Raw genomic sequence first — 25,953 nt, forward strand, 5'->3', positions numbered from 1 at the left:
GCTAGGGGGCTAGGGGGCTAGGGAGCTAGGGAGCTAAGGAAAAGAGTAACACCTCAAAAATCTCCTTGTCTCCTTGTCTCCTTGTCTTCTTGTCTCCTTGTCTCCTTATCTCTTCCCCTTGAAACTGATGTCTAACCAGAAAATGTGCGGCTGCGCCACTTATTGAGCCGAGCTTCTCCAATTGCCGCTAAACTTCGCGCTTGGGCGATTTGCTGTTGCAGTGCTGCAATTGTCTCAGTTTGTTTCTGAGCCAACTGCTGCCACTCTATATAACTAACTGACTGTCCTGGAGTCGCAGGGTTCTGGGCGGGAGTTCCCAAAGCCATACTACTCTCAGGAGTTGTGGGAGGACTATAAGACTGCCACTTATTCGTCCAAGCCTCTCCTAAAGCAGCAGTAGGTCGCAACTGAGCTAACTGTTGCTGTAACTTTTTAATTAATTCTGCCTGTTCTTGACACTGACGCTCCAATGTTGGATCGATTCGAGTATAGCTTGGGGCTGTACTCTTGGTGCGCTGCACTGCCGCCGCTACCAACTTTTGAATCCGATCAGGATCTTCCCGTCTGAGAGTAACCGAAGTGCTTACTGGAATAGACGATGGCAGGTTCTGGGCGATTTCTCGGGTGAGTTTAGCGAGGTTGCTGCTGGTTTGGGCGCGATCGCTATTGGCATAGCCCCGGTACAGTTGGAATATTCGGTTGTAACCAACGGTTTTTTGACCTAATTGAGAGGTAAATCCGCGATAGTAGGGAACTATGTTATAGCCAAAATTATCCTCATACTCATTTGAGTCAATATAGGAGTTAATTTCCGCCGCATATCCTTTTTTGGCGTATAAATCGACGTGATCAGCAATCTCCGACTCATCGTAAGGAGCACGTCCTAATAAATGCTTGTAATTGAGTTCGATAAACCGAATCTGCTGACTTGAGTAGAAAAACTTTTGACGGTAGAGTTCTGACAGCGCAATCGCCCGCACAAAATCCTGAACGGTAAGATCGCCTTGACGCAGCAGCGATTCGGCACTGGTTAAGCGATCGCTTTTCATGATGTAATCATTTCCTAGCACCTGACGGTAAGCCGCTCGGATTACCATTTGCAGGTCTTCTTCCGTCCAGTTAGACCTCAGTTCTATCCTAGGGGCAGTTTCAAAGGGTTCAATTCCCAACCGTTCTGCGACTGTCAAATTCGTCATATTTGAAATTCTCAAAAAATTTATCAAACTCTCAATTGCGCGATCGCACGTTCCAGCCGAACCCTGACAACCTGATCAGACTCTTTCTTTAGTGCCTGTTCTAAGGTAGGGATAACTTCAGGGCTAGCCATGTCTTCCAGGGAGACTACTGCTGCATACCGAAGCCCCCAATCTTCAGGATTCAGTAATGCCCATGTTAGTTTATCCACTGCCTGACGGATAATTTCTGGGTCATTCGCCAAACGTCCAATGTGTCCCAGCCCCCTTGCTGCCACTCGCCGAACATTCCCCTGGCAATGGTTGGCAACTGATACCCCAACCACCTCCGCCAATAGTTCAACAGCTCTGGCGTCACCGATTCGAGCTAAGGCTTGAATGATATAGGCTTGCACTCCCTGATCCGAAACCGTCTCGAATGCCGTAATTAAGGGTTCCACCGTAGCTGGCGCAAGTTGTACCAACCCATTGACTGCTGCTACGGCGACAGAGGGATGGTGATGGCTTAATGCTTCAATTAAAACTGCGATCGCTTCCTCGCTAATCTCTGTTGTATCCGCCACCAACGCCTCAATCGCTGCTACTGCCTCAGCCATGGTAGCCGCACGACGGAATTGATCTATTAATAGATAGCTTGTGCGATCGCTAATAGGAATCGTGTTCATGCTCAAGCTGTGATTTTTATAGCTGAATTAACAAATTATCAATTTCTCCAAGCAGAAACTGAGATTTGTGCTGTTTTGTTTGCTCAGTTTCCCCATCACTATCCAATACGGCTTCTAAAATTCGCTTTAAGTTCAGGAGTTTTAAACTATTCGGAACAGTCGCCTGAATAATTGCTTGTGCGGCTTGCAAGTGACCAATTGCCCCCAGGTCAAACATCGCTGCCCAGCGCAAATACATATTGCGGTGATCCAGATTTCTCACAATTCGCTCAATATACTGTGGCTCTTTAGTCAACAAGTATAAATACTGAGCCGCCGCACATTGTACCCGCTCCGATTGATGCTGGAGAAATGGCTCAATTTTGGGACGGGCTTCCCAAACCTCTAGCGTTCCCAAGGCTTCAATCAGAGCTTCATAGGGTTGCTCTTGACCAGAGTGCAGCAGATTGAGCAATGGTGTTACCGCACGGCGATCGCCAATCGCTGACAAGGCTTGAATGACTGCTTCGCACAAGTTTGAGTCGGGACACTCTAGCGCCTCGATTAAAGCGGGTACAGCTTGGGGATTTTTCAACTGTCCCAAAGCCCGTGCAGCTTGTCGCCGCAGGGGATAGCCACCAGCTTCTGTGCGATAACTCTCGTCTTTGAGTGCTTCACACAGCACTGCCCAAGAATCCTGGATTTGGTGTTTTCCTAGCCACCATGCCGCATAATAGCGTAGCTGATTATCGTCTCCCCGCAAGGCAGCGATCGCAGCATCAGCAGAACAGATCGGTTGGGGAGGAATCATAATTCATAATTCATTACTAATTCGGGTCTGACAGATAGACAACAACTCATCCACCAGGAAAGTACTGCCTACCTACCAGACCCGACAGGGGTAGTGATACTAACTCAATGCATTAATGGAATAGTTGAGGTAGATATTAGCTTCACCTGCTACATCACCGGAAAGACCATGGTTGTCGCGGACGAACTCTAATGCTGCTACATACCAGCTTGGAGACAAACCGAGAGCCGCGTTAAATTCTTTAACGCCTGCAACCACGTATTCATCCAGAGGACCTGTGCCACCCACTACGCAGCAGTAGCTGATGACGCGCAGGTAGTTGCTGATATCCCGCACGCATTTAGACTTGCCTTCTTGGGTAGAGGCATATTGAGGTCCTTGCATTTGGGTGGTGTAGGGGAATTTCTGATAGACGTGATTGGCAGCCGCCTCAGCCCAACCTGGACCATTGTCAGCAAAAGCTTTAGCCGCTTTTAGACCCGCATTGGCACGGTTGAAGCGACCAAAGATGGCTTGCATTTCGGTATTAGTCAGATAGGAACCGCGCATATCGGCGGCGGAAATAGCCTCAGTAATCGGGGTTTTCATCGTTGTCTTGGATCTCCTAAAGGGTTGGCTTTGTATAAGTTGTCTGATTGTTGATCAAAAGCTAGCAAAAGCTAGTGAACTAATGCTGTCTTCCAAAAAGAGCCTAGACAACAGCAGCAGCAGCAGCGTCAAAGTAACCTGCCAATTCGGACATCAGAGCGCTGCAATCGCCTTGGGTGATACCTTTTGAGTCGTTAGCAATTGAGACTGCCGCATCCTTCATTTGTTGGATACCGGAAGCTACTGCATCCCCAGGAGTACCCAGCGCTTGATAGGTTTCCCGCAGACCATTAAGGCAACGGTCGTTCATCACACTGGTATCGCCAGCTAGCATAGAGTAGGTGACATAGCGCAAGATGAAGCCCATGTCACGAATGCAAGCTGCATGATTGCGGTAGTGGTCGCATTGACCGCCAGGAGCAAACACTTGGGGGCGTTCAGCTACTAATGCCCGGTAAGCATTGGCAACGATACTGGAAGCGTTGCTAGTCAGGCGGTTAACTGTATCTAGACGCTTGTTGCTCTCCGATACCATTGATGAGAGAGCATTGATTTGGTCACCACTAAGGTAGGAACCACTTTTGTCAGCTTGTTCGACGACGCGGGAAAAAGCATCAAGCATTTTGTTAATTTCTCCTTAACTTAATCGAATCCTTTATTAACAAGTCCAGGTGAGTACATGAACCTGGGTAGGACACCAGTCAAATTCAACCAACCAGAACCTGATAGCAGTAGTCTGCGAAATCCTGTATCTGTTGCTTTTGCTTTACAGATAGTCGCCAGTACTTCGTTACAAAAGACTAGTGCAGTAATTTGCCGTTTATGAGAAATAAGCAAAAGGAAGATTTCTGTTTGGCTTTTCTTGCCTTAAATGCCTTACAGGTTCTTTATACAATAGGCTGTAGTTTTTTTATGATTACAAATTATTAATATGTATTACTTAGTACAGGCTTTTCCTGAAACCTGCTCTATATAAAGCCTTCTTAAGGTTCAGATCCTGAAAATTCTTCCAATTTCAATAGGTTAGTTAACTTTTTTGATGAAGTTTTGTAAATAAAAATCTAGGGTTTTTTAGGAGAAACTCCATATCCCACAAGGTATTCAGACTTTAATTCAAGATTAGTCATTCTGGAAAATACTTTACGTTTCTTAATTTTATCAGTAGTTGACTAAGTAATATTACTTAGCCAGGTAACTACCTTTACCTGTAGAGGCAAGTCTCGAAATCTTAAGAAATAATAAAAAAGCTTAGGGTTAACCCTAAGAGAATATACTTAGTTGAAAGAATTTTCCCGAAAAAGGTGCTGTGAAAAATAGTCCCTGACCTGATACCTCCAGTTAGAGTAATAATCTGCAAAAGCCATACCCTGCAAAGGGTTTGTCCTTTTTAGTTCTCTTCCTAAAGCTCTCAATCCTGAAATTCTTAACAATATGTAACAAACATTGACTCAACATCGGTGTATAAAAGTTACCTGAAGGGTAAAGATGACAGGCAAACGTTAATCAAAACACCGATTGACCACCCGTTCTCGGTCTCTCATAATAGACATGAAGTTTTCTCAGATTTCTAAAAAACCGTTGTGTTTCCCACTAGTGGTGGAGCAGGCGGCATCTGAGACAACCAAAGACCGGAGGTGTGTTAAGTAACTGTCTTCGACCTTTCCAAGTTCCCTAACAGGGCTTGGACTGGTAAAATTAACAATCCAGTCTTCAACTTAAGACTAAACTCAACCAAACGATAAGGAGAAATTGAGTTCATGTTTGATGCATTCACCAAGGTGGTTTCTCAGGCTGACGCACGGGGCGAAATGTTGTCTGAGTCTCAGCTCGATGCTCTGAGCCAAATGGTTGCTGAAAGCAACAAGCGGATGGATTCTGTCAACCGCATCACCAGCAACTCTTCCACCATCGTTGCTAACGCTGCTCGCTCTCTGTTTGCTGAGCAGCCCCAACTAATTCAACCCGGTGGTAATGCCTACACCAGCCGTCGCATGGCTGCTTGCTTGCGCGACATGGAAATCATCCTGCGCTACGTTACCTATGCGATCTTCGCTGGCGATCCTAGCGTCCTGAACGATCGCTGCCTGAATGGTCTGCGCGAAACCTACGTAGCACTGGGCGTTCCCGGAGGTTCTGTGGCTGCGGGTGTTCAAAAAATGAAGGAAGCTGCGATCGCGCTTGCTAACGACCGTAACAACATCACCCCTGGTGATTGCAGTTCTCTGATGTCTGAAATCGGTAGCTACTTCGACCTGGCTGCCTCTGCAGTTGGCTAAACAGCTCAACGATTGCCCGTTGAAGTTTGAACTTCATCCATACCTTTGAAAAAAATCCAAAACATTAAGGAGATATCTCAACGATGAAGACCCCGCTAACCGAAGCAGTCGCGGCTGCAGATTCCCAAGGACGTTTCCTGAGCAGCACTGAAATCCAAACTGCCTTTGGTCGTTTTCGTCAAGCTAATGCTAGCTTGCAAGCTGCTAAAGGTTTGACCTCCAAGGCTCAAAACCTGATCGATGGTGCGGCTCAAGCCGTCTACAACAAGTTCCCCTACACCACTCAAATGCAGGGACCGAACTACGCTTCTACCCAAGAAGGTAAAGCCAAGTGTTCTCGTGACATTGGTTACTACCTGCGCATGGTGACTTACTGCTTGGTTGCTGGTGGCACAGGTCCGATGGATGAGTACCTGGTTGCAGGTATTGATGAAATCAACAGCACCTTCGAGCTGTCTCCAAGCTGGTACGTTGAAGCTCTCAAGTACATCAAAGCTAACCATGGTTTGAGTGGCGATCCCGCCGTTGAAGCCAATTCATACATTGATTACGCGATCAACGCTCTGAGCTAGATTAGCGTCTTGCCCGGGAAGGCAAGCAGTTGTTAGCGAAAAGGGTTAGCAATTGTTTGTTTTTCCGGGCATCGTTTTATCTGGAACGACTAAGGAGGCTTCATAATGACAAGTTTATCGGCAGCAAGACGGTTGGGAATTTCCGCCGTAGCCGAATCACCGAGAGTAGAACTGCGTCCCCATTGGACAGAAGATGATTTAAAGGTCGTGATCCGCGCCGCCTACCGTCAGGTACTCGGCAATGATTCCTTCATGGAATGCGATCGCTTAATTAGTGCCGAATCACTGCTGCGTCAGGGAGAAATCACAGTTCGGGAGTTTGTGAGAGCGCTCGGTCAGTCAGAACTGTACCGACGCAAGTTTTTCTTCTCTAATCCACAAAATCGATTTATCGAGTTAAATTACAAGCACTTTTTGGGAAGAGCTCCCTACGACCAGTCAGAGATTGCTTATCACACTGACCTTTATAATCAACAAGGTTACGAAGCTGAAATCAACTCCTATATCGATTCGGTAGAGTATCAGGAAAACTTTGGCGACTCAGTTGTTCCTTACCATATCGGGTTTGAAACCCAACGGAGTCAAAAAGCCGTTGGATATCCCCGTCTTTTCCAATTGTACGGCGGGGTAGGCAGCAGCGATCGCACTCAACCGACTGGTAATCGGGCGCGACTGATTCGGGAAGTTGCCCGCAACAGTGCTTCACCCATCTATGCCGACCAGAAAGGACAAGTTATTCCTGGGATTGCAGGGGGTAGCAGGCAACAAATCTATCGTCTGCGGGTAATCCAAGCAGCACCAGGCGGACGAGCCAGAGTGCGGCAGAGCAATATGGAGTATCTCGTGCCTTACGAGCAGTTGTCTCGTAAATTGCAGCTCATCAATCGGATGGGTGGTAAGGTAACGAGCATTACACCCGCTTAAAGATTTTGAATTTTGGTGTTTTGATCGGGAGAATTTTAAGTGGCTATTACGGCAGCAGCGTCCCGACTGGGGACATCAGCTTTTAGCAATGAGCAACCGGTTGAACTACGCCCAAATTGGACGGAAAGTGATGTGCAAGCGGTCATTCGCGCCGTCTACCGTCAGGTTTTGGGCAATGATTACCTAATGAAGTCCGAACGTCTAAAAAGTGCAGAATCTCTTCTGCGCAACGGTTACATTAGCGTGCGAGAATTCGTGCGTTGTGTGGCCAAGTCGGAGCTTTACAAAATCAAGTTCTTCTACAACAATTTCCAGACCCGCGTTATCGAACTTAACTACAAGCATCTGTTGGGTCGCGCACCTTACGATGAGTCGGATGTAGTTTACCACCTCGACCTTTACGAGACTAAAGGGTTCGATGCTGACATCGACACTTATATCGATAGCGCCGAGTATCAGGAAAACTTCGGGGACTCTATCGTTCCCTACTATCGCGGCTTTAATACTCAACCGGGGCAAAAAACCGTAGGGTTTACCCGGATGTTCAGACTGTATCGCGGTTATGCCAATAGCGATCGCGCTCAGTTAGAAGGCAATGACTCTCGTCTTGCCACTGAACTCGCTCAAAATTTTTCCTCTGCCGTGGTTGGACCATCTGGAGCGAACGAAGGTTGGGCTTACCGTCCTTCTAAGCAAGGTCAAACTCCCACTAAAGCACTGGGTGGACCTGTACCCTATGGAACTCAAGGCAAAGTTTACCGTGTCGAAGTGTCTGGGATAAATACTCCCCGATATCCTAAAGTTCGGCGCAGCAGTAAAGCCTTCTTAGTTCCCTACGAAGAGCTATCCAACAAACTGCAACAAATTAATAAGTTGGGTGGTAAAGTCGCTAGCATCACTCCAGCTAACTAGCCTTTAGTTAGGCTATTCTGCTGGGACTGGAGACTGGGGACTAGAAAGTAGAAATTGGGAATATTTATTCTCTGTATCACCAACTTTCTGAGCCTCCAGACTCTAGTCCCTTCGGTATTTGTAGAAATCTGTAGAAACCCTCTAATTAGGTGAACTATTAACCTAAATCAATAACCATAGTAAAGTGGATATAACTCCACACTCAAAACCATAAAATAGAGCATCAAAAACGTAAGGAGAATTAATTACAATGCTAGGTCAAGCTGCAATTGGTAGTGCTGCAAATACCCAATCAGGAAGCCGCTTCTTTGTGTATGAAGTCACAGGTTTGCGTCAAAATGAAGAAAACGACAAAAATGATTATCCTTTCCGCAGTAGTGGCAATGTCTTTATCAAAGTTCCCTACACTCGCATGAATGAAGAAATGCGACGGATCACACGCATGGGTGGCAAGATTGTCAACATTCATCCCGTGAATTCTGACAACTAACTTCAATTTTTCACAATTTCTAAATCTCTTTAAGGAAGGTGTTAGATTCTAGGTATTAGATGTTAGCCAAATGGTCTAATTTTTAATACCTAAAACCTAGCACCTATTTTCGTAATCTTTCTATCAACGCTTTTAACGCATAAATTCCGAAGGTGAGAGCGGAGAATTAGTCTGCTCTGTTTTAAAGGTTTCTACAGGGATGTTTTTAGGTGCTGGTGGTTGGGGTGGAATTTCGTAACGTTTGCCCCAACCCCAATTAATATCCTCTGGCTTAACCGTCGGGGGAGGTTTCCTGCCAGTTGGCAGAGGAACTCTTAAAGTTTGGCTCGTTTTTACATAAGGATCACCTTCGTTATTAAACCGGACGAGGCTGCCTTGCAGTTCCGGTGTCTTAACTTCTTGCTGTTCAGCAGTTGGCAGTTGACCGTTAGGATCGAAGGTGGCGACAAAGGAGACTTCATTTCCGGGTTGCAGTGAGGCTTCGAGAGACGAGCGCTCTAGCTGCCATGCTTCCCGGAAACGACCGTCTGGCGCAATCTGCCACAGATTGAGAGTGGCTTGCCATTGCCCATCTTCTACTCTCACCACTTGCCGATCCAGAATCGAATAGATAGTCTTCGATTCAGAACTCATCCATTGCTGGTCTTCGGGACGCAAATAGCGAATCGCCGCCACCGTAATTTGACTTTGGTTGGGGAGATTAGTCGTCCCAGTCAAGCTATACAAACCAGGACGACCCGCTGGTTGCACGTTGAGGTTTAGCTTCGCGTCTGGGGGTTCTCTAGATGAGCAACTAGCCGACAAAACAACGAGTGAAAGAATAACAGTCCACTTGCTCAGAGAATAGAGGCATTGGACTTTTCGGGTGACCAACTGGCAAAAAGAATTGAACATAGCAATCAAAGGCATTAACCGCTATCTTAACAACTTTCTCCAGATAGTCACCCTCACCAGGAAAGAGCAGAAAATTAGAAATTAATGGGACAAAATCCAATCCTGCAAAAGTGGATTAACGATCTCTGGTGCTTCATCCTGAGGACAATGACCCAAGCCTTCTAACGGCATAAATTTTTCTACCTTTGGAAAATTTTCCCACTCTCGTGCCAAGGCAATTGGTTCCCAAGGGTCTTCCGTTCCCCATAAAATTATGGCTGGACAAGATAGGAGGGGTAACAAATCTTCCGGTAGAGGACCTTGAGAATAGCGGGTAAAGGCTACAAAGACATCAACCGCCCCTAAATCAGCCGCCGGTGCCATGAGTAAATCCACTAACTCATCCGTGACAGCTTCCTGATTCCGGTAGGCTTGCAACAAGATTTTGCGTACAACTTGGGGTTTTGCCAGTTGACTGAAAAATAACTCACCAATCCACTTCACCCCTAGTAATCCCTGCACCACAGGTACTCCTATTCGCCGATGCCAGGGCAATGTTACCCGTTTGCGATCGTGCAGCAGCCGCAGGGAACAGTTGAGCAGGGCAACACCCAAGCTAATATCGGGATAATCCACAGCAGCTTGCAGAACAACAATACAGCCAATAGAATTACCGATTAAAAATGCTGGACTACCAACAACGTCCCGGCAGAAATCAGCAACTTGCTGCCCCCAAGTTTCAAAGGTATAGTCTACGCCTATTCCTGGAGTTGGTTTGGCGGAAGCCCCAAAGCCGATTAAGTCCAGGGCATAACACCGACAGGTTTCTCCCAAGACGGGTAAATTCTTACGCCAGTGTCCCGAAGATGCCCCAAAGCCATGCACCAGGACTACAGCCGGTCCCTGGTTGCCTTTGACTTGGTAGGCAATGGGGAAGTCGCGCCACCTCCAGGTTTTGGTTTCAAAAGTAGAGCTATTGGCAGGGGTAGAGGAAATCATACAGGAAAAATCTATAAATTTTATTGAATTCTTCTTTACATTCTGTAATAAAATCAAAGAATCTACCGCAAACCAACCCTAGACTCAGAGCCGTAGTTACTCAAACGTTTCCTTTGCAGCTAGCGTTGGGATTGTGTCACGATTAATTCTGAGAAATTTTTTGGTACTTCCCCGATGCTGGTGCAAACCCCTACTGCTGTTGTCCCGTTCCTGGGCAGTGAAATTAAGGCGTCCTACGAAACTTCACGAGTTGTTGTCCTCCCGATTCCCTACGAGGCAACGACAACGTATCGCAAAGGCTGCGAGAATGGACCGGACGCCCTCTTAGATGCATCTCCTCAATTGGAATACTACGATGATGAGCTAGAGCGGGAATCTTGTTGGGATGCTCAGATTTACACTCATTCTCCCATCGCTGATACGAGAGGAGGTCAATCAGTTTCCTCAGAAACCATGCTGCGTCTCACCCGCGAGACAGTATCCCGGTTGATTGAGGATGATAAGTTTGTGATTGCTCTGGGAGGCGAACACAGTATTACAACTGGGATTGTCGATGCCTACCGCCTTGCTTCCTCAGAACCCTTTACCGTAGTGCAAATCGACGCCCACGGCGACTTGCGGCATGAGTATGAAGGCTCGATTTACAATCATGCCTGCGTAATGCGCCGGATTGTGGAGATGGGCTTGCCAACCCTACCTGTGGCTATCCGCAGTCTTTGCCAGGAAGAGGCTAATCTGATTAAGGAAAAATCGATTCCGGTGATGTGGGCGCGGGATATCGCCCAAGACTCGAATTGGATCGATCGCGCGATCGCCAATATCTCTACCCAGTGTATATTTATTACCATTGATTTAGATGGAATAGACCCCGCCATGATGCCAGGGGTTGGTACACCTGAACCCGGAGGGTTGAATTGGTACGCACTCACTGCCTTTTTGCGGCGATTGTTTGAAACCTATGAAGTCATTGGTTGCGACGTGATGGAACTAGCTCCTGTCGTTGATTCAGTTGTCTCTCAATTTACAGCCGCTAAACTTGTCTATAAGTTAATGGGTTATCAAGTTTTAGCGAAAGGTTGGTAAGGCAGTTTTAAGCAAGTAGTTGGGTTTTAACGTGGGTTGGGGTGGGAAAGAGAGAATTGTCTAAGAACAACAACTGATATGAGTCTAATGGAAAAGCTCGGTACTCCCATTGGTAGCTATGCTCCAGATTTTGAACTGTTAGGGATTGATGATACAGTTCATCACCTCTCCCGTTATCTGGAAAAGTGGAAGGGAGTGGCAGTGGTATTTATGAGCAACCAATGTCCTTATGTCTCTTCCTACCTAGATAGGCTCAAACAAATTCAAGCGGAGTTTCAAGATCGGGGATTTACGCTGATTGGCATTAATTCTAATGATCCGAATCAGTACCCAGAGGATACCTTTAGCAAAATGAAACACTTTGCTAGGTCTAACAAACTGAATTTTCCTTATCTTTGGGATTCAACTCAAGACGTAGCTCAAAGCTTTGGTGCTGAGAAAACTCCAGAGGCTTTTGCTATTGATGAAGGGGGGGTATTGCGCTATTGCGGTCGAATTGACGATAATGCAAGAGATGCGGCTGCGGTGCAAGTGCCTTACTTACAGAATGCGATCGCGGCTTTACTGGTTGGGGAAACCGTTTCTCCCAAATCGACCTCCCCTATCGGCAGCCTCGTGGCATGGCGCAGCTAGAGACATTAGAACCAAGGGCTGTTATTGTATGGGGGGAGACAAATAGTCAAGAACATAAGAGTCGTAGCATGGGGATGAAATACCGACGGGTTTTACTAAAAGTCAGCGGTGAAGCCTTGATGGGCAAACTGAGCTACGGCATCGACCCAGCAGTGGTTCAAGACATCGCAGCAGAAATTGCCGAGGTAGTGAGAGATGGCATCCAGTTAGCCATGGTTGTGGGTGGCGGTAACATTTTTCGTGGCATCAAAGGAGCAGCAGCGGGCATGGATCGGGCAACCGCTGACTACATCGGTATGATTGCCACAGTGATGAATGCCATGACCTTGCAAGATGCCTTAGAGCAAATGGGAATACCGACCCGAGTACAAACGGCAATTTCTATGCAAGAAGTGGCAGAACCCTATATCCGCCGACGTGCCATCCGCCACTTAGAAAAAGGACGTGTCGTCATTTTTGGTGCCGGCTCGGGAAATCCATTTTTCACCACGGATACCACTGCCGCCCTGCGAGCCGCAGAAATCGACGCCGAAGTAATCTTTAAGGCTACAAAAGTAGACGGGATTTACGATTCAGACCCCCAGATCAATCCCCAAGCTCACCGATATCAAACCCTAACCTATGGGTACGTCCTAGCTCAGGATTTGCGGGTAATGGATAGTACAGCGATCGCCTTGTGTAAAGAAAATAATATCCCGATTATGGTATTTGATCTGACAGTGCGGGATAATATCCAACGTGCTGTTAAGGGGGAATCTGTAGGAACATTTGTGGGAGGTTTTTGTGAAGTTAGCTGACGTTGAAAGTCATATGCAGAAAGCTGTTGAGTCAACGCAACGGTCTTTCAATACGATTCGCACGGGTCGCGCTAATACCAGTCTCCTAGACCGGATCATGGTGGAATATTATGGCACTCCAACCCCCCTAAAATCTCTGGCAAACATCAACACGCCAGATGCAAGCACAATTACCATTCAACCTTACGACAAGGGTAGCCTAACCCAGATTGAGAAAGCGATATCGCTGTCAGATGTTGGCTTAACTCCCAGCAACGACGGTCAGATCGTTCGGTTGAACATTCCACCCCTAACGAGTGAACGCCGCCAGGAATTCGTAAAAATGGCAGGCAAGTATGCCGAAGAAGGGAAAGTCTCTATTCGCAACATCCGCCGCGATGCCGTTGACTCTGTCCGTAAACAGGAAAAAAACAGCGAAATTTCGGAAGATGAATCGCGAGACCTTCAGGATCAGATTCAAAAGTTAACTGATAAGTACGCCAGCAAAGTTGACGAGTTGTTAGCTGAGAAAGAACAAGATATCACCACAGTTTAATGTTTTTGGGAACGTTTAAGCATAATGTTTGACTGCATAATTGTCGGTGCAGGTCCTGCTGGTGGAACTGCCGCTTATCACCTCGCAAAACGAGGACGTTCGGTTCTGGTTCTAGATAAAGAAACTTTCCCTCGCTACAAACCCTGCGGAGGTGGAGTTTCACCAGCCGTTCAACAGTGGTTTGATTTTGACTTTGCACCTGCCATATCCCTGAAAACTAGCAGAGTGCGCTACACCTGGAATATGAGCGATCCGGTGGATGTGAATCTGAAGAATATCGAACCTGTTTGGATGGTGCAGCGCGATGTTTTCGACCAGTTTTTGATTCAGCAGGCACAGCAACAGGGAGTTCAATTCCAAGACGGAACAGCAGTAACGAGTATTGCGTTTAAAAGCGATCGCTGGCAAGTCAGCACTGCCAATGGCACAATGGAGGGCCGCTACCTGATTGCGGCTGACGGAGCTAAGGGACCTATGGCAAAATGGCTGGGTTTTAAAGAACGCCAACAGCGTTCGGCAGCAGCTTTAGAGGCTGGAAACTCAGTATCAGCCACAGCCGAACCAACGATTCACTTTGATTTCGGTCAACTGAAAAACGGCTACATCTGGAATTTTCCCAAAGCAGGGGGGATTTCGATTGGTATCGGCAATCTTCGCGGTGGTGGCAATCAAGATTTGACCAAGATAGTTGGCAATTATGGCAAGCAGTTGGGTCTGGATCTGAAAACCTCTCAACAATATGAGCATACTCTGTGCCTGTGGGATGGCAACCAAAAGCTGCACGCCCAGAATGCTCTTTTAGCTGGGGAAGCGGCTAGTGTGGTCGATCCGTTTACGGCAGAGGGAATTCGTCCCTCAATGTACAGCGGTTTAAAGGCGGCTGAGGCGATTGATGGGGCTTTAGCAGGCGATGCTAATGCTTTGGAAAACTACACCCAGGTAATCCATGAAGAATGGGGGAGTGATATGGTATGGGCGCAGCGCTTGGCAGGCACGTTCTACCGCTTCCCGAAGGTTGGCTATAAAGTCGGTGTGAAGCGACCCCAGGCGACAATGATTATGCTCAAAATTCTCTGCGGAGAACTGCGTTACTCGGAGGTGGTAAACAGTGCCCTTAAGCGCTTGGGTGGCAGCTTTATTCCCGGAATGGGGGGTTGATCGTATTGTTATAAAGTCAATGAAAAATCCCACGGAAACGGTTCTGTGGGATTTCGTGGATGTTTGGCTCGATTGTCGCCAAAAGTGAAAATTACTGGACAGCTATGACAAGCAGCAATCAACTTCAAACCACTCCCTCAATAGATCCAGCACTCGAAGAGGCGATCGCATTTTTAACCACTTCATCTGCAACACCACCTGCGTCTGAATCTGTGGTTGAAGCACTACTACAAGCAGAGAAGACGGCTAAAAAGGTTAAACTGCGCCATAGCTATTCCCAGTTGTTAGGCAGTTGGCGATTGGGATTTATAACGGGGACAAAGCGATCGCGAAAAAGAGCAGGGGTTATCCTAGGAGCAGGACGGTTTTTGCCGAAGTGGGTCAAAATTCACTTATCGTACTCTCCATCAGAACCCGGTACTGAGCAAGGAACTGTGCAAAATTCCGTTGAACTTGGACTGCTACAGATAGTTCTCACAGGTCCCACACAGTTTTTTTCAAAGACCAATATACTAGCATTCGACTTTACCCGGATAAGAGTGTCATTATTGGGACTAAACTTATACGAAGGGTACATTCGAGGGGGTCGAAACCGGGAAGCCCGCTTTTATGAGCAAAGTGTGAAAGAGCAGGCATTTTTCACCTACTTCCTGGTGCAAGAGGGTTCTATTGCTGCTAGGGGTCGGGGAGGTGGATTAGCGTTGTGGGCAAAGGTGAGCTAATGTGATCGCCCAATATCATAGAACCAATGCGATCGCCATCGTCAGGGTTGGCTTACGGAAAAACTCGACTCGGAGAGGTTACAGGAGCACTGGGATGATTGTAAGTACCCCATTCTCGAATACCGCGATCGCTCAATACTGATTCAGCATGGCGAATTTGAGGTTCAGTCCCCTCAATCAGAACCAGATACTCTCCATTCGAGACGCGATCAATGTAAATTTTGGCTCGATCTTCAGGAATACCCATCCCAATTAACACACCTAAAAAACCACCAGCCGCAGCACCAATCGCACCTCCGGCTAAAGTAGAAGCGATCGCTGTCGCTTCGGCTCCCACAAACACAATGGGACCAATACCAGGAACTGCCAAACTTCCCAAACCAACCAGCAAGCCTGTCAATCCGCCCAAAGCACCACCGGCAAGCGCACCCGTTGCAGCACCCTCACCCGCTTTAGTATCAGTAGGTTCGCTCATATCAGCCCCAGCAACCTGTTCTCGACCCTGATTATCTCGCGCAATCACAGAAACCTTGCTCATATCAAACCTAGCCGCTCTCAATGTATTAAGGGCAGCGTCAAGTTCTGCATAGCTCGGAAAAACCCCAACCGCTCGTATGCGGTGAGTCACGGGTGTAGCCGCAGTAGTTGGAGTTACAGTCGCAGGAGGTAAGGGTTCACCCAAAGGTCCGGTAGTCGTCGTTCCCAGTGGCGCTGGATATCCAAAATTCCCAGCGGCAATGGGACTGGTATACATAGGATCGGCAGTATTAACCGGGGGAATTTCATAAATTCTCCATTCTTGTACTCCTCGCAGGGTAAGCACAGAAGCCGCACGCTTCATATCTTCATCCGTGCCGTCTACAATCACCAAATATTCCCCTCTCTCAAGCCGATCATGGTAGATATACGCTTCTGATTCGGGAATACCCAAACCCATTAATGCACCCAACAAGCCACCAGCCGCCGTGCCAATTGCACCGCCAGCCAAAGTCGTACCAATAACAGAAGCTATTGCCCCCCCAACCAGAATAGGTCCTACTCCCGGAACCGTAATTGCACTTAAGGCTCCGATTAAACCGATAATCCCTCCTGCAACGCCACCCGTGACGGCACCCGCAGCCGCACCCTCAGCCGCCTCATTACCCGTATCATCTTGCACATTTACACCGGCGATGCGATCGCTATCTCGTGCAATGATCGAGATTTTGCTCATGGGAAAACCAGCATCCCTAAGTTCTTGCAGTGCGCGTTTTGCTTCTTGACGAGTTGAAAAAATACCAATTGCCCGCTTGTGTTGACCTAATACCATTATTTCTTCCTCCATCTAGGAATTACCAGACCAACACTACTCTTAAATCAAATTAAAGTTTCAGCTTTGTGCTGGCGCTGCTACCTTCCTATTGCTACATTTTTGGAGAAGCAATTCATCAGTCGATAGAGATAATCAACAAAGCTTTTCCCCTATCTACAGAAAGATTTTAGAAAATTGATGGAATGAAATCCTAACCAACGACAGCTAAATTTTAAAAAAATGGTTTCAAAAATAGTTTAAATGCCAGCCCTCAAAACGGATCTGCCTTTAGAATCAAGCTATTCACGGAAATTTCGACTAATAAGTTCGGTTTTACGACCCCAGATCGATGAACGATCCCAGTATCCTCGTAATTAGACGAGTGGAACTTGCTGTGCATGGGGATAGAAAGCGGTGCAAAAGTGGTTGTTACCAAGCTTAAGTGAAGTTCTAGCCCAGAGTATACAAACTGGGCAACATGATAAAACTGTGCCTCCGGTCGAACCAACGACTGTAACCGAAAAGGGACAGCGAGGTGCTACAAGTTCCTGGACTAAGGAACTAATACGATCGCAACGGGAGTGGAAAAGCGCGATCGCGTCCTTAGAACAGTTGCTATTGCAATTAATTTCTCAAGCAGGTAGCGGTTGTGATTCCCTATCGCTTCAAGGATTAGTACTATCGGGTCCTGTACCCATTTTATGTCACGCCGATCTACTTTCCCGTTTCCAAACCGGGATTTTTACGACCGAGGCATTGAAAGGTTGGAGTTGGATGCCTTTTCAATTGCCTGCTGCCAAACAAAAACAACCTCCACAGGTTAACGCTAGTACCTGTGAACTACCCTTGTTTCCTGCTGACCCCTTAGCATCAGAGCAGTTTTGTTTGGTATTTACCCCTAACTTTAGTTTAGTGATGGTCTGCGGTCAAGACCAGACGGGGATTCCTGCTTTTCGTTTCTCCTTCGATCCAGAAGATATTCAACAGGCTTGGGCATCCCTTTACCCCCGGCTATTATTGACGAGTCCCCATCAGCTCAGTCGATTAGAAACTTTGGTCAAACAGTTTGATACCCAACCACCAGATTACCGCTTTGTAATGCAATTTGGGCGTCTGTTGCTCCAAAATTTACCCGATATGCCCCAAGCTGAGAAAATCGAAACCATACCCATCACACCTAGTTGTCCGGTGACTCAAGCTTTTAAATCTCAACCGGCGAGTGAGACATTACGCGATCGCGAGTGGCAACCGTTGACGAAAAACGAGCCGCGCAATGGGAGCAAGCTATCTCAGTCTCCTGAGGCTACCCCTGATATTGAACTTTTGCAAGCTCTAACCCATGAAATTCGGACGCCACTGACGACGATTCGCACCCTAACTAAACTGTTGCTCAAGCGCCGCGATTTGGTTCCGGAAGTAATCCGACGTCTAGAAATTATTGACCATGAATGTACTGAACAAATCAATCGCATGGAATTGATTTTCAGGGCAGTAGAATTAGAAACAGCAGCAGCCAAAAAAGCGCCAGTTAACCTGACGTCTATGTCCCTGGCTCAAATCTTCCAGCACAGTATCCCCCGTTGGCAAAAGCAAGCACAGCGGCGCAATTTAACCTTAGATGTTGTCCTGCCTCAAAATCTGCCCACGGTGGTGAGCAATCCTAACTTACTCGATCAGGTACTGACCGGTTTAGTGGAGAATTTTACCCGCACGCTGCCGGCAGGCAGTCACATTCAGGTGCAGGTTACTCCGGCTGGCGATCAGTTGAAGTTGCAATTTCAGTCTCAGTCTGATGATGAAAATTCTGATAGTCAAAATAATTCAGAAAATTCAACCTGTTCAACACTAAAGTCAATTGGTCAGCTTTTGATTTTCCAGCCAGAAACAGGTTGTCTTAGCTTAAATCTGAATGTGACCAAACATCTGTTTCAAGCATTGGGTGGAAAACTAATTGTGCGCCAGCGTCCTCAAGAAGGGGAAGTGATGACGATTTTTTTACCCCTAGAGGTGGGTAACACAACCCTTGATACTCAACGGGAAATCGTGGCTTGAGAAATAAATGAGGTTTAATACAAGGTTTTGCTCTTACTCCTAGCCCATTGGTGACAAGTTATTGGTTTAAGCCTCTTCTAAAATAGCTGTCTTACTTTACTTTTATGTCCCTTTTGTGTCCACGAATCAAATCCACCTGCTATAGTCTAAAGGAGCGAGGCTAAGACTCTTTACTGCCAGGAGCAATAGGTAACAACAGTTTAAACGTAGAACCTTTGCCCACTTTACTCGAAACCGAAATCGAACCACCGCAACGAAGCAACAACTGCTGCACAATCGTTAGTCCCAAACCTGCTCCCATCTCTGCACCTGGAATAGGTCGTCCGCGATAAAAACTGTCAAAAATCTTAGGAATTTCACTCTCAGCGATGCCCATGCCCGTGTCAGTAAAAGTAAGCTGAATGCATTCACCCTGAAGACTTGCCAATACTCTCACCTGACCGCCTGTCGATGTAAACTTTAAACTGTTGTGAAGCAAATTGATAGTAATTTGCCGCAGCCACGCTTCTAAGCAGGACACGGGTGGCAAGTCTGAGGGTATCGTATAACCGATCTGGATTCCTTTTTCTTGAGCCAATGGTTGATAGGTGCTGACCACACCAGGGATAATATCTGCCAGTTCCACTGGTGTTATCAGCAAGTTTTGAGGTTGGTCAACTTGAACGAGATCAAGTAATCCTGCAATTAAGGAATTCTGGCGATCGCATTCAGTATTGAGTAGCTGCATATAGCGCTGGCGTTGTGTGGGCTTGATTTGTGGCGAATCCAGCAAACTCAGGGCTGTTTTCATATTCGTCAGGGGTGTTTTGAGTTCCTGAGCGACTTGCTTCAACAGCTCATCTTTATTGCGTAAATCCTCAGGTAGTGAGGTAAGTGTTGTTTTGTCTGTCACTAATTGAGAAACCGTCGATGGATGCAAAATTTCCTCAATGCGCTGTAGTTGCTTCACCAATACCTGAGTCAGGAGATCTCTTTCGTCAGCCACCCAATGCAATGGAAAACGGCTTCCCCAACGCTCTAGCAACTCATCTGGGGTACTATCGGCTACTGCAATTATGCTGGTTATCCCCTCTAAAACTCGCTGAATGACCCGCCGTTCAAAGGTGCAAACCACCTGGAAAGATTGGCTTTGACCTGGGTCTGCTGGTTCAGTTTGGGGTAGCTGAGAGGCTACAATTAGACTGCTAAACTGGTCAGAGAGAACTAACAGAAACAACTCCCGCCTGAGCTGACTCCCTGCTGCTAGCGGGATAGGAAATAGGGGATAACTTTCATCCACCTCACGGGCTTCACCAATGATAGTCGCAACCTCGGCAGATTCATCTCCAATACAGTGACACAGGTACATTGCTTGAAGCAAACCAACCTGTTGCAGATACCCCTGTAGTTCTGACTGCCAATTGGTGATAGGCAGAAATTTGACCCAAAGCGTAGCCGGAATTTTCTCCTCAACCATTACATCAAGGGTTGCTCCTACCAGGGATTTGAGCAAGGCTGGACTAATTTTAAGAGACTGGGGAGTGGTGAGATTGTCTAGGGCTATCTGGTAAAGAGATAAATCTGGAGTTGGTGACGGGTTCATGGCTATTAGCCGTTAGCGATTAGAGTCTAAATCCAAGCTAACTCATGTGACATCCACCCACACTAAATCTGGCGATTATAGTGTGGGCTTCCAACATCGCTGTTAGACATTGCTGCCCTACGCCACTTATCTAGGCAAAATGCCCCCGACACCGCCCAGAAGGATGATCCAAAAGTCGAATCCGAATCAAGGGCGGGTCGGCGGTTCGCTTATGCCGGGGAATTTTGTTCGGCTGAAATGCTAAGTTAAGTTTGTATTCCAACTCTGCAAGCCGCGTTATTTGGGCCGTCACCATCCACCCCAAGGCTTTGAGATGGCGTAAGTCACGAGCCTGACTATATTGACGCAGGAAGTTGAATAATTGACCATACAGGTGGGTAGAGTTTGTCATGTTCATTGGCTATTTGTGTGGTAATTTTAGCCTCTCATGCTCTCTACCCTTTTCTATCAATCCCTTCCCATCCTAGCTTTCAACCACTTCTGTCAGGCAGTCAGGGCTGGTCTTATATTTAATAGATATAATCTTTGATTGACTGGGGGAGTAGTCACATAGGCAGTACCACCCGTACCTTTGTTGGTTGGTTGGGTGTACTTTCAACGGTTAACTCCCCACCCAGCAATTCGGAAAGACGCTTGCAGATAATCAATCCTAATCCCGAACCTTTTTGTTCGTAGAGTTGGCGTTCAAATTGCCGATAGGCTCCTAGTTCAGCAATTTGAGCAGCACTCATCCCACGCCCTTGGTCAGCTATTGATAAGCTGTAAAACAACTCGGCTGATTTGCCGTGACTCATCAGAGTGCCAACCACTTGAATCGGCGTGCCAGGAGCGGAATACTTTAAGGCATTATCAATCAGTTCTTCTACAATTTTTTCCAGTCTGGCTTTAGCGCTCTGAATGCTGGAATCTTGCAGTTTTAGTTGCAAATCAGCTTCTCGCCCTACCCGTCGAGCCTGCTGTACGGCTGTCTGTTCGATCAAGGGTGCAACTGAGCTAGTTCGAGAACTCCGCAGTGCCTCTATGCGATCAGGATCAGTGGCAATTAGTTCGAGTTCGGCATAGAGCAAAAAGTTTTGAATCAGTCGGTGCAAGCCTTCGGCAGACTTGCGGATGCTTTCCGACATTTGCCGGATTTCTTGCCGTTCCAAGGAATCGGCTTCTTCTATTAGTAGCTGTGAAAACCCGAGAATATTGGTGAGGGGCGATCGCAATTCGTGCGGTAAAGACAGGGTGATGCTATGGCGCAACCGATCCAGTTTTTGGGTTTGCTGTTGTTCAATAACAGCTTGTTTTTGCAGTCGCGCTGAAATTGCGCCCAGCAGTTCCACTCGGGAAAATGGTTTAGTTAGGTAATCATCCGCCCCTAATTCCATGCCCTGGCGTAAATCAGTTTTATCCGCTCTAGCCGTCAGAAACATGAACGGAATCATTGCCGTAGCTGGGTTTTGGCGTAACGAACTCAAGACCCCAAAACCGTCAAGTGTTGGCATCATTACATCACAGATTATCAAATCTGGCAAATGCTGTTGAGCCAAATTAACACCTGTGCAACCATTATCGGCACCAAGAACCTCAAAATCTTCTGCATCAAGCAAATCAAGGAGATTTTCTCGTACCGATTCTTCATCTTCGATTACCAAAATCTTTGCCATTTGTCTAGTCCTTCCTTTTTAATCCATTAATCAATGGAATTGGCACCGATAGGTATCGGTAATGATTTACGGTTAATTAGTAATTTCTCAAACTCGTTAGCTGATAAGGGACGGCTGAATAAATAGCCTTGCATTCCATCGCATTGGTGTTGACAAACAAAGGCAAGTTCAGTTTCAGTTTCTACTCCTTCTGCAATTAATTTTAATTTCAAACTTTTTGCCATTTGAATAATGGCTTGAGTAATGGCAGCATTACTAGAGTTGTCCATAATATTACGAACAAAACACTGGTCAATCTTTAAAACATCGAAAGGAAATTGTTGCAAATAGCTCAATGATGAATAACCCGTACCAAAATCATCAATAGCAATTTCTACGCCTAGCGCTTTTAAGGCATTCAATCGACGAATCGCTACCTCAACATTTTTGATCAGCATACTTTCCGTTAGTTCTAACTCTAAATACTGAGGTTGAAGGGCAGTTTGATTCAAAATTTTGACTAACCGTTGACGCAAGTCTACTTGATTGAATTGACGACTCGACAAATTTACTGCTACTCGCAGAGAAGAAAAGCCCGCCCTCTGCCAGTCTTTAGTTTGCTGGCAAGCTGTCTGCAACACCCATTCCCCAATCGGGACAATTAAACCCGTTTCCTCAGCGATGGGAATAAATTTACCGGGGGACACCATACCCCGTTCTGGATGCTGCCAACGCAAAAGGGCTTCAGCACCCATAATTTGTCCGGTTCGGAGATTGACTTGAGGTTGGTAATAAACCTCAAGTTCATTCCGTTCCAAAGCATGGCGTAGGCTAGTTTGTAAGGCGAGGTTATCTGAAGAACCCGTGTTTAAGACTGAGGAATACCACTGATAGAGATCGCCCCCCTGTTGCTTTGCCTGAACCATCGCCTGGTTCGCCCGAGCCAGTAACTGCTCAATATCAGCGCCATCACGGGGAGAAAGTGCCATACCGATACTGGCAGTCACAAACAGTTCTTGCTCCTGCACAACAAACGTTTGAGAGAAACTTCTCAAGATAGCTTGAGCAACTTGAATGGCATCTTTTTTATGATGAATGGTGGCTAAGATAATGGCAAATCGATCTGCATTTAAGCGAGCAACGATATCCTTAGAACCAACACAGGCAGTAAGGCGTTGAGCAACCGCTTGCAATAACAGATCGCCAAAGGCTTGCCCCAGGTTATTATTGACTTGGTTGAATCGATCTAAACCGAGACAGAGAACCGGAATTAAGGATTGAGTTTCAGTGGTTTGTACCTGATTGAACTGTTCTCTCAGGGATAGCTGATTGGGTAATCCAGTCAAGCTATCATGGTGCATCAGGTAATTTAGTTGTTCTTTGGCTACTTGGAGTTCACTGTCGTAGAACTTTTGCACGGCGGCTTGCTTTTTGAAGCGCGTTGCTATTGCTCCTAAGAGTTCGGCTCGGGTAAAGGGTTTCGTTAGATAATCATCGGCTCCCAATTCCATACCCTGACGAAAATCGGCTTTAGCGGCTTTTGCTGTTAAGAAAATAAAGGGAATCGCTGTCAAAGCCGAATCTTGGCGGAGCGCTGTTAAAACCCCGTAACCATCGAGGGCTGGCATCATCACATCGCATAAAATCAAATCCGGTTTCTGTTCTCTTGCTAAATCGATACCAATGTTACCGTTTTCTGCACCAATTCCTTCTATTCCTTCAGCATCTAAGAGTTCCAGAATGTTTTCCCGAACGAATGTTTCATCTTCAATCACTAGAATTTTTTTCGTCATGTTCATCAGTGGATAGCGAATTGTATAGTGGCAATGTAACCGTAAACGTAGTGCCTACCCCGATTTCACTGTCTACACCAATCTGTCCGTGGTGGATTTCCACGCATTTTTTAACAATTGCCAATCCTAATCCAGTTCCAGCAATTGTGCCTGCATTAGTGGCGCGGTGGAATGCTTCAAATAACCGTTCTTGATCCTCAGTTGGAATCCCGATACCGCGATCGCAAATTTCAAAGACTGCCCAGTCAGCATCACAGTTCAGGGTAAATCTGATGGTGCTACCTGTAGGAGAATACTTCATCCCATTGCTCAACAAATTTTCCAAAATTTGCCGTAGCAGTTGTTTATCCATGCAGGCAATAGGAGATTCAGCTTTTTCCCCCTCTAGTCCCCAATTACAAGTAAATGCGATCGCGTGTTGATTGGTATCACTCAGTTGCATTTCTGCCGCTAAGGTGCGGCAGAAACTTTCTAAGTCGAATGGCTCTGGCTCTAACTTGAGTTTACCCGCGTCTGCTTTACCTATCATCAACACATCATTCAACAACTTAGTCATATAGTTAACAGAGATTTGAATGCGGTGCAGGTGAGCCAGTTTTTTTTCTTGGGATAATTTATGACCGTAATGTTCCATTAATTCCGCTGAGGATTGAATTGTGGTTAGGGGTGTGCGGAATTCGTGGGATGTAACGGTGATAAAGCGAGATTTCAAGTCACTGAGTTCTTTTTCTTTAGCCAAGGCGTTGAGAATGTCTGTTTGGGCTTGCTCTAGTTGCTCCTCGATCCTTTGGCGCTCGATAATCTCGGCTTTGAGAACTTCATTTGTTTTTCTCAAGGCTGCCGTGCGCTTTTCAACTCGCTCTTCTAACGCATCATTGACTTGTTCGAGGATGAGTCGCCCTTGTACACGCTCCGTAATGTCTTGCACGATAATGGAAACTTCGTCTAACCCGCTTTCGACAATGCGGGCTTCAAAATTACGAGCTTTGCTGTTCAACCACAGTTGATATTCAACAATCTGAATTTCATTGGTTTCCAATGCTTGCTCGACACGCTCCCACATTAGCCCCGCTACCTCCTTCGGCAGCACCTGATGCAAGTGTTTACCGACTATTTCAGTCGCAGATATCGGTAAGGTATCTGCTTTGGCAGCTTTCGAGTCTAGATAAATACCATCTCGCGTCACCCGAAATATGGCATCCGGTACGACTTCCAGAAGAGCGCGGTGTCGGGCTTCACTTGCTTGTAAGCCGGATAGTATCTTTTGCCGCTCTTGGATTGCCGTTTGGTAGTGCTGTTCGAGTTCGGTTTGGTAAAATGCGATCGCCCACTGATCGGCAATTGCTTGCACAAAAGTAATCTCTGCGGGCATCCACTGCCGTTCATTTCCCGTTACTAACAGGCTAATTGCGCCGTAACAAGACTGGTGGTGCAACAATGGTACGACTAAGATGCCACACAAGCCACAGACTGTCATCCAATCTTGAAGTTCAATTGATATTTTTTCGTGCAAATCTGGTATAATTAGGTGCTGCTCTTGATTGTGCCAAAAGCGATAGTGTTCGCAAAACTCCCAAAAGACACTAGCAGGTTGGAAAAGTGTCTCACTATCTAAAGATGCTACCCGTGGCTGGGAATCTGAAGCCGAAAAAATCAGACAGCCACTAACTTGCAAAACTTCGCGTAACTGATTGGCGGATGCCTGTAGCACGTCCTTGAGAACCAATACCCCCCGTGTAACTTGGGCAATCTGATTAATCGTTGCCCCTTGAGCTGTTAACAGATGATAGTCTATCCTTTCCTGTCCAGTCCTTTTGGAGATAGGTAGATGCTGGGGTGACATGATCGTTTTTAAAAATTAGAGCGGGAGTGGGTAAGAAAACTAAATGTACCTCACTAGATTGGGAACCGCTATATTTATGCTCAATGGAAGTTGCCCTAGACTTGTGGCAGTGCTTGTGCGATCGCTTCGAGCAGTTCCCGTATCGTAAACGGCTTAGTCAAATAAGCATTGGCACCCAATTCTATCCCCTGGCTGACATCCGTTTTCATCACTTTGGCAGTGAGAAACATAAACGGAATCGTTGCAGTTACATCATTAGAACGTAATGCCTTCAGAACACCATAGCCATCCAACTCTGGCATCAGCACATCACATAAAATCAAATTGGGATGCTGCTGTTGCGCCAGATACAAACCGATAGAACCATTTTCTGCCTCAAGGGTTTCAAATTCCTCCACTTCGAGCAGTTCTAAAAGATTCTCTCGTACCGATTGCTCATCTTCAATTACTAAAATTTTTGTCATTTTCATTTTCTCCCCCATCTAATGCAATCCAACATCTACAAAACTGCACCGAGCAGAAACGATTAACGTGAGTGGAGGATTAACCTC

Annotated in this window: 25 protein-coding genes and 1 pseudogene; 12 read left to right on the plus strand and 14 right to left on the minus strand. The window is 46.5% G+C overall.

Annotated elements, in window-relative coordinates:
• Nucleotides 1-575 precede the first annotated feature (575 nt).
• The 5 genes and pseudogenes from IQ257_RS31375 to IQ257_RS05740 form a co-directional block, all read right to left on the minus strand.
• Nucleotides 576-1,196 (minus strand): annotated as a pseudogene (locus IQ257_RS31375) (phycobilisome rod-core linker polypeptide); the annotation flags it as partial.
• 23 nt (nt 1,197-1,219) lie between these two features.
• Nucleotides 1,220-1,858, minus strand: coding sequence for a HEAT repeat domain-containing protein (locus IQ257_RS05725; protein ID WP_193874042.1), 639 nt, complete (start codon nt 1,856-1,858; stop codon nt 1,220-1,222).
• 16 nt (nt 1,859-1,874) lie between these two features.
• Complete coding sequence (locus tag IQ257_RS05730) at nt 1,875-2,648, minus strand: HEAT repeat domain-containing protein (protein WP_193874043.1); 774 nt, start codon at nt 2,646-2,648, stop codon at nt 1,875-1,877.
• Nucleotides 2,649-2,747: 99 nt separating this feature from the next.
• Entirely contained in the window at nt 2,748-3,236 is a 489-nt protein-coding gene (locus IQ257_RS05735; protein ID WP_193874044.1) for a phycocyanin subunit alpha, read from the minus strand.
• Nucleotides 3,237-3,339: 103 nt separating this feature from the next.
• Nucleotides 3,340-3,858: a phycocyanin subunit beta gene (locus tag IQ257_RS05740; protein ID WP_193874045.1), complete on the minus strand. Its 519-nt coding sequence runs from the start codon at nt 3,856-3,858 to the stop codon at nt 3,340-3,342.
• Between the two features lie 1,135 nt (nt 3,859-4,993).
• On the opposite strand from IQ257_RS05740, the gene IQ257_RS05745 reads away from it, so the two are divergent.
• The 5 genes from IQ257_RS05745 (at nt 4,994) to IQ257_RS05765 (ending at nt 8,410) form a co-directional block, all read left to right on the plus strand.
• On the plus strand, nt 4,994-5,512 hold the full coding sequence (locus tag IQ257_RS05745; protein WP_193874046.1) for a phycocyanin subunit beta: 519 nt from the start codon (nt 4,994-4,996) through the stop codon (nt 5,510-5,512).
• An 83-nt stretch (nt 5,513-5,595) separates the two neighbouring features.
• Nucleotides 5,596-6,084 carry a phycocyanin subunit alpha gene (gene cpcA / locus IQ257_RS05750; protein ID WP_193874047.1) on the plus strand — a complete coding sequence of 163 codons (489 nt, stop codon included), beginning with the start codon at nt 5,596-5,598 and terminating at the stop codon, nt 6,082-6,084.
• A 105-nt stretch (nt 6,085-6,189) separates the two neighbouring features.
• A complete protein-coding gene (locus IQ257_RS05755; protein ID WP_193874048.1) occupies nt 6,190-7,008 on the plus strand; it encodes a phycobilisome linker polypeptide in 819 nt (272 codons plus the stop codon).
• 39 nt (nt 7,009-7,047) lie between these two features.
• Nucleotides 7,048-7,920, plus strand: a complete 873-nt coding sequence (locus IQ257_RS05760) for a phycobilisome rod-core linker polypeptide (RefSeq protein ID WP_193874049.1) — start codon at nt 7,048-7,050, stop codon at nt 7,918-7,920.
• A gap of 250 nt (nt 7,921-8,170) precedes the next feature.
• The gene (locus IQ257_RS05765) at nt 8,171-8,410 is read left to right on the plus strand and encodes a phycobilisome linker polypeptide (RefSeq protein WP_193874050.1); all 240 of its coding nucleotides are present in this window, start codon (nt 8,171-8,173) and stop codon (nt 8,408-8,410) included.
• A gap of 132 nt (nt 8,411-8,542) precedes the next feature.
• On the opposite strand, the gene IQ257_RS05770 is transcribed toward IQ257_RS05765, so the two are convergent.
• Complete coding sequence (locus IQ257_RS05770; RefSeq protein WP_193932963.1) at nt 8,543-9,304, minus strand: hypothetical protein; 762 nt, start codon at nt 9,302-9,304, stop codon at nt 8,543-8,545.
• An 81-nt stretch (nt 9,305-9,385) separates the two neighbouring features.
• Nucleotides 9,386-10,282, minus strand: coding sequence for an alpha/beta fold hydrolase (locus IQ257_RS05775; RefSeq protein WP_193874052.1), 897 nt, complete (start codon nt 10,280-10,282; stop codon nt 9,386-9,388).
• A gap of 174 nt (nt 10,283-10,456) precedes the next feature.
• Here IQ257_RS05775 and speB point away from each other — a divergent pair, with 174 nt between their 5' ends.
• The 6 genes from speB to IQ257_RS05805 all read left to right on the plus strand — a co-directional run bounded on the left by speB (nt 10,457) and on the right by IQ257_RS05805 (nt 15,210).
• Nucleotides 10,457-11,365: an agmatinase gene (speB, locus tag IQ257_RS05780; protein ID WP_193874053.1), complete on the plus strand. Its 909-nt coding sequence runs from the start codon at nt 10,457-10,459 to the stop codon at nt 11,363-11,365.
• A gap of 78 nt (nt 11,366-11,443) precedes the next feature.
• Nucleotides 11,444-11,998 (plus strand): thioredoxin family protein, encoded by a 555-nt coding sequence (locus tag IQ257_RS05785; RefSeq protein ID WP_193874054.1) that lies wholly within the window; start codon nt 11,444-11,446, stop codon nt 11,996-11,998.
• Nucleotides 11,999-12,066: 68 nt separating this feature from the next.
• Nucleotides 12,067-12,795: a UMP kinase gene (gene pyrH / locus IQ257_RS05790; RefSeq protein WP_228060456.1), complete on the plus strand. Its 729-nt coding sequence runs from the start codon at nt 12,067-12,069 to the stop codon at nt 12,793-12,795.
• Nucleotides 12,782-13,330: a ribosome recycling factor gene (gene frr / locus IQ257_RS05795; protein WP_193874055.1), complete on the plus strand. Its 549-nt coding sequence runs from the start codon at nt 12,782-12,784 to the stop codon at nt 13,328-13,330. Before pyrH ends, frr begins: the two co-directional genes overlap by 14 nt.
• A 24-nt stretch (nt 13,331-13,354) precedes the next feature.
• On the plus strand, nt 13,355-14,488 hold the full coding sequence (locus IQ257_RS05800) for a geranylgeranyl reductase family protein (protein ID WP_193874056.1): 1,134 nt from the start codon (nt 13,355-13,357) through the stop codon (nt 14,486-14,488).
• Nucleotides 14,489-14,592: 104 nt separating this feature from the next.
• Nucleotides 14,593-15,210 (plus strand): hypothetical protein, encoded by a 618-nt coding sequence (locus IQ257_RS05805; protein WP_228060452.1) that lies wholly within the window; start codon nt 14,593-14,595, stop codon nt 15,208-15,210.
• A gap of 52 nt (nt 15,211-15,262) precedes the next feature.
• On the opposite strand, the gene IQ257_RS05810 is transcribed toward IQ257_RS05805, so the two are convergent.
• The gene (locus IQ257_RS05810; RefSeq protein WP_228060453.1) at nt 15,263-16,519 is read right to left on the minus strand and encodes a general stress protein; all 1,257 of its coding nucleotides are present in this window, start codon (nt 16,517-16,519) and stop codon (nt 15,263-15,265) included.
• 396 nt (nt 16,520-16,915) lie between these two features.
• Between IQ257_RS05810 and IQ257_RS05815 the strand changes: the two genes are divergently transcribed.
• Complete coding sequence (locus tag IQ257_RS05815) at nt 16,916-18,553, plus strand: sensor histidine kinase (protein WP_193874058.1); 1,638 nt, start codon at nt 16,916-16,918, stop codon at nt 18,551-18,553.
• A gap of 160 nt (nt 18,554-18,713) precedes the next feature.
• Here the strand turns inward: IQ257_RS05815 and IQ257_RS05820 are convergent, their stop codons facing one another.
• The 6 genes from IQ257_RS05820 to IQ257_RS05845 form a co-directional block, all read right to left on the minus strand.
• Complete coding sequence (locus IQ257_RS05820) at nt 18,714-20,135, minus strand: DICT sensory domain-containing protein (protein ID WP_193874059.1); 1,422 nt, start codon at nt 20,133-20,135, stop codon at nt 18,714-18,716.
• A gap of 130 nt (nt 20,136-20,265) precedes the next feature.
• On the minus strand, nt 20,266-20,526 hold the full coding sequence (locus IQ257_RS05825; RefSeq protein WP_193874060.1) for a hypothetical protein: 261 nt from the start codon (nt 20,524-20,526) through the stop codon (nt 20,266-20,268).
• Nucleotides 20,527-20,680: 154 nt separating this feature from the next.
• Entirely contained in the window at nt 20,681-21,787 is a 1,107-nt protein-coding gene (locus tag IQ257_RS05830; RefSeq protein ID WP_193874061.1) for a hybrid sensor histidine kinase/response regulator, read from the minus strand.
• A gap of 26 nt (nt 21,788-21,813) precedes the next feature.
• Nucleotides 21,814-23,559, minus strand: coding sequence for a GGDEF domain-containing response regulator (locus IQ257_RS05835; RefSeq protein WP_193874062.1), 1,746 nt, complete (start codon nt 23,557-23,559; stop codon nt 21,814-21,816).
• A complete protein-coding gene (locus IQ257_RS05840) occupies nt 23,534-25,402 on the minus strand; it encodes an ATP-binding protein (RefSeq protein ID WP_193874063.1) in 1,869 nt (622 codons plus the stop codon). The genes IQ257_RS05835 and IQ257_RS05840 overlap by 26 nt, the downstream gene beginning before the upstream one ends.
• 95 nt (nt 25,403-25,497) lie before the next feature.
• Nucleotides 25,498-25,866: a response regulator transcription factor gene (locus IQ257_RS05845; RefSeq protein ID WP_193874064.1), complete on the minus strand. Its 369-nt coding sequence runs from the start codon at nt 25,864-25,866 to the stop codon at nt 25,498-25,500.
• Nucleotides 25,867-25,953 lie beyond the last annotated feature (87 nt).

Origin of the sequence: Coleofasciculus sp. LEGE 07092 (genome assembly GCF_015207375.1) — a bacterium.
GTDB lineage: Bacteria > Cyanobacteriota > Cyanobacteriia > Cyanobacteriales > Coleofasciculaceae > LEGE-07092.

Coding starts and splice junctions, on each gene's coding strand:
- IQ257_RS05840 (WP_193874063.1), bottom strand. CDS start 25,402: ATGTCACCCCAGCATCTACCTATCTCCAAAAGGACTGGACAGGAAAGG.
- IQ257_RS05755 (WP_193874048.1), top strand. CDS start 6,190: ATGACAAGTTTATCGGCAGCAAGACGGTTGGGAATTTCCGCCGTAGCC.
- IQ257_RS05740 (WP_193874045.1), bottom strand. CDS start 3,858: ATGCTTGATGCTTTTTCCCGCGTCGTCGAACAAGCTGACAAAAGTGGT.
- IQ257_RS05770 (WP_193932963.1), bottom strand. CDS start 9,304: ATGTTCAATTCTTTTTGCCAGTTGGTCACCCGAAAAGTCCAATGCCTC.
- IQ257_RS05825 (WP_193874060.1), bottom strand. CDS start 20,526: ATGACAAACTCTACCCACCTGTATGGTCAATTATTCAACTTCCTGCGT.
- IQ257_RS05785 (WP_193874054.1), top strand. CDS start 11,444: ATGAGTCTAATGGAAAAGCTCGGTACTCCCATTGGTAGCTATGCTCCA.
- IQ257_RS05735 (WP_193874044.1), bottom strand. CDS start 3,236: ATGAAAACCCCGATTACTGAGGCTATTTCCGCCGCCGATATGCGCGGT.
- IQ257_RS05835 (WP_193874062.1), bottom strand. CDS start 23,559: ATGACGAAAAAAATTCTAGTGATTGAAGATGAAACATTCGTTCGGGAA.
- IQ257_RS05830 (WP_193874061.1), bottom strand. CDS start 21,787: ATGGCAAAGATTTTGGTAATCGAAGATGAAGAATCGGTACGAGAAAAT.
- IQ257_RS05820 (WP_193874059.1), bottom strand. CDS start 20,135: ATGAACCCGTCACCAACTCCAGATTTATCTCTTTACCAGATAGCCCTA.
- IQ257_RS05745 (WP_193874046.1), top strand. CDS start 4,994: ATGTTTGATGCATTCACCAAGGTGGTTTCTCAGGCTGACGCACGGGGC.
- IQ257_RS05845 (WP_193874064.1), bottom strand. CDS start 25,866: ATGACAAAAATTTTAGTAATTGAAGATGAGCAATCGGTACGAGAGAAT.
- pyrH (WP_228060456.1), top strand. CDS start 12,067: ATGGGGATGAAATACCGACGGGTTTTACTAAAAGTCAGCGGTGAAGCC.
- IQ257_RS05725 (WP_193874042.1), bottom strand. CDS start 1,858: ATGAACACGATTCCTATTAGCGATCGCACAAGCTATCTATTAATAGAT.
- IQ257_RS05765 (WP_193874050.1), top strand. CDS start 8,171: ATGCTAGGTCAAGCTGCAATTGGTAGTGCTGCAAATACCCAATCAGGA.
- IQ257_RS05730 (WP_193874043.1), bottom strand. CDS start 2,648: ATGATTCCTCCCCAACCGATCTGTTCTGCTGATGCTGCGATCGCTGCC.
- IQ257_RS05800 (WP_193874056.1), top strand. CDS start 13,355: ATGTTTGACTGCATAATTGTCGGTGCAGGTCCTGCTGGTGGAACTGCC.
- IQ257_RS05775 (WP_193874052.1), bottom strand. CDS start 10,282: ATGATTTCCTCTACCCCTGCCAATAGCTCTACTTTTGAAACCAAAACC.
- IQ257_RS05805 (WP_228060452.1), top strand. CDS start 14,593: ATGACAAGCAGCAATCAACTTCAAACCACTCCCTCAATAGATCCAGCA.
- speB (WP_193874053.1), top strand. CDS start 10,457: ATGCTGGTGCAAACCCCTACTGCTGTTGTCCCGTTCCTGGGCAGTGAA.
- cpcA (WP_193874047.1), top strand. CDS start 5,596: ATGAAGACCCCGCTAACCGAAGCAGTCGCGGCTGCAGATTCCCAAGGA.
- IQ257_RS05810 (WP_228060453.1), bottom strand. CDS start 16,519: ATGGTATTAGGTCAACACAAGCGGGCAATTGGTATTTTTTCAACTCGT.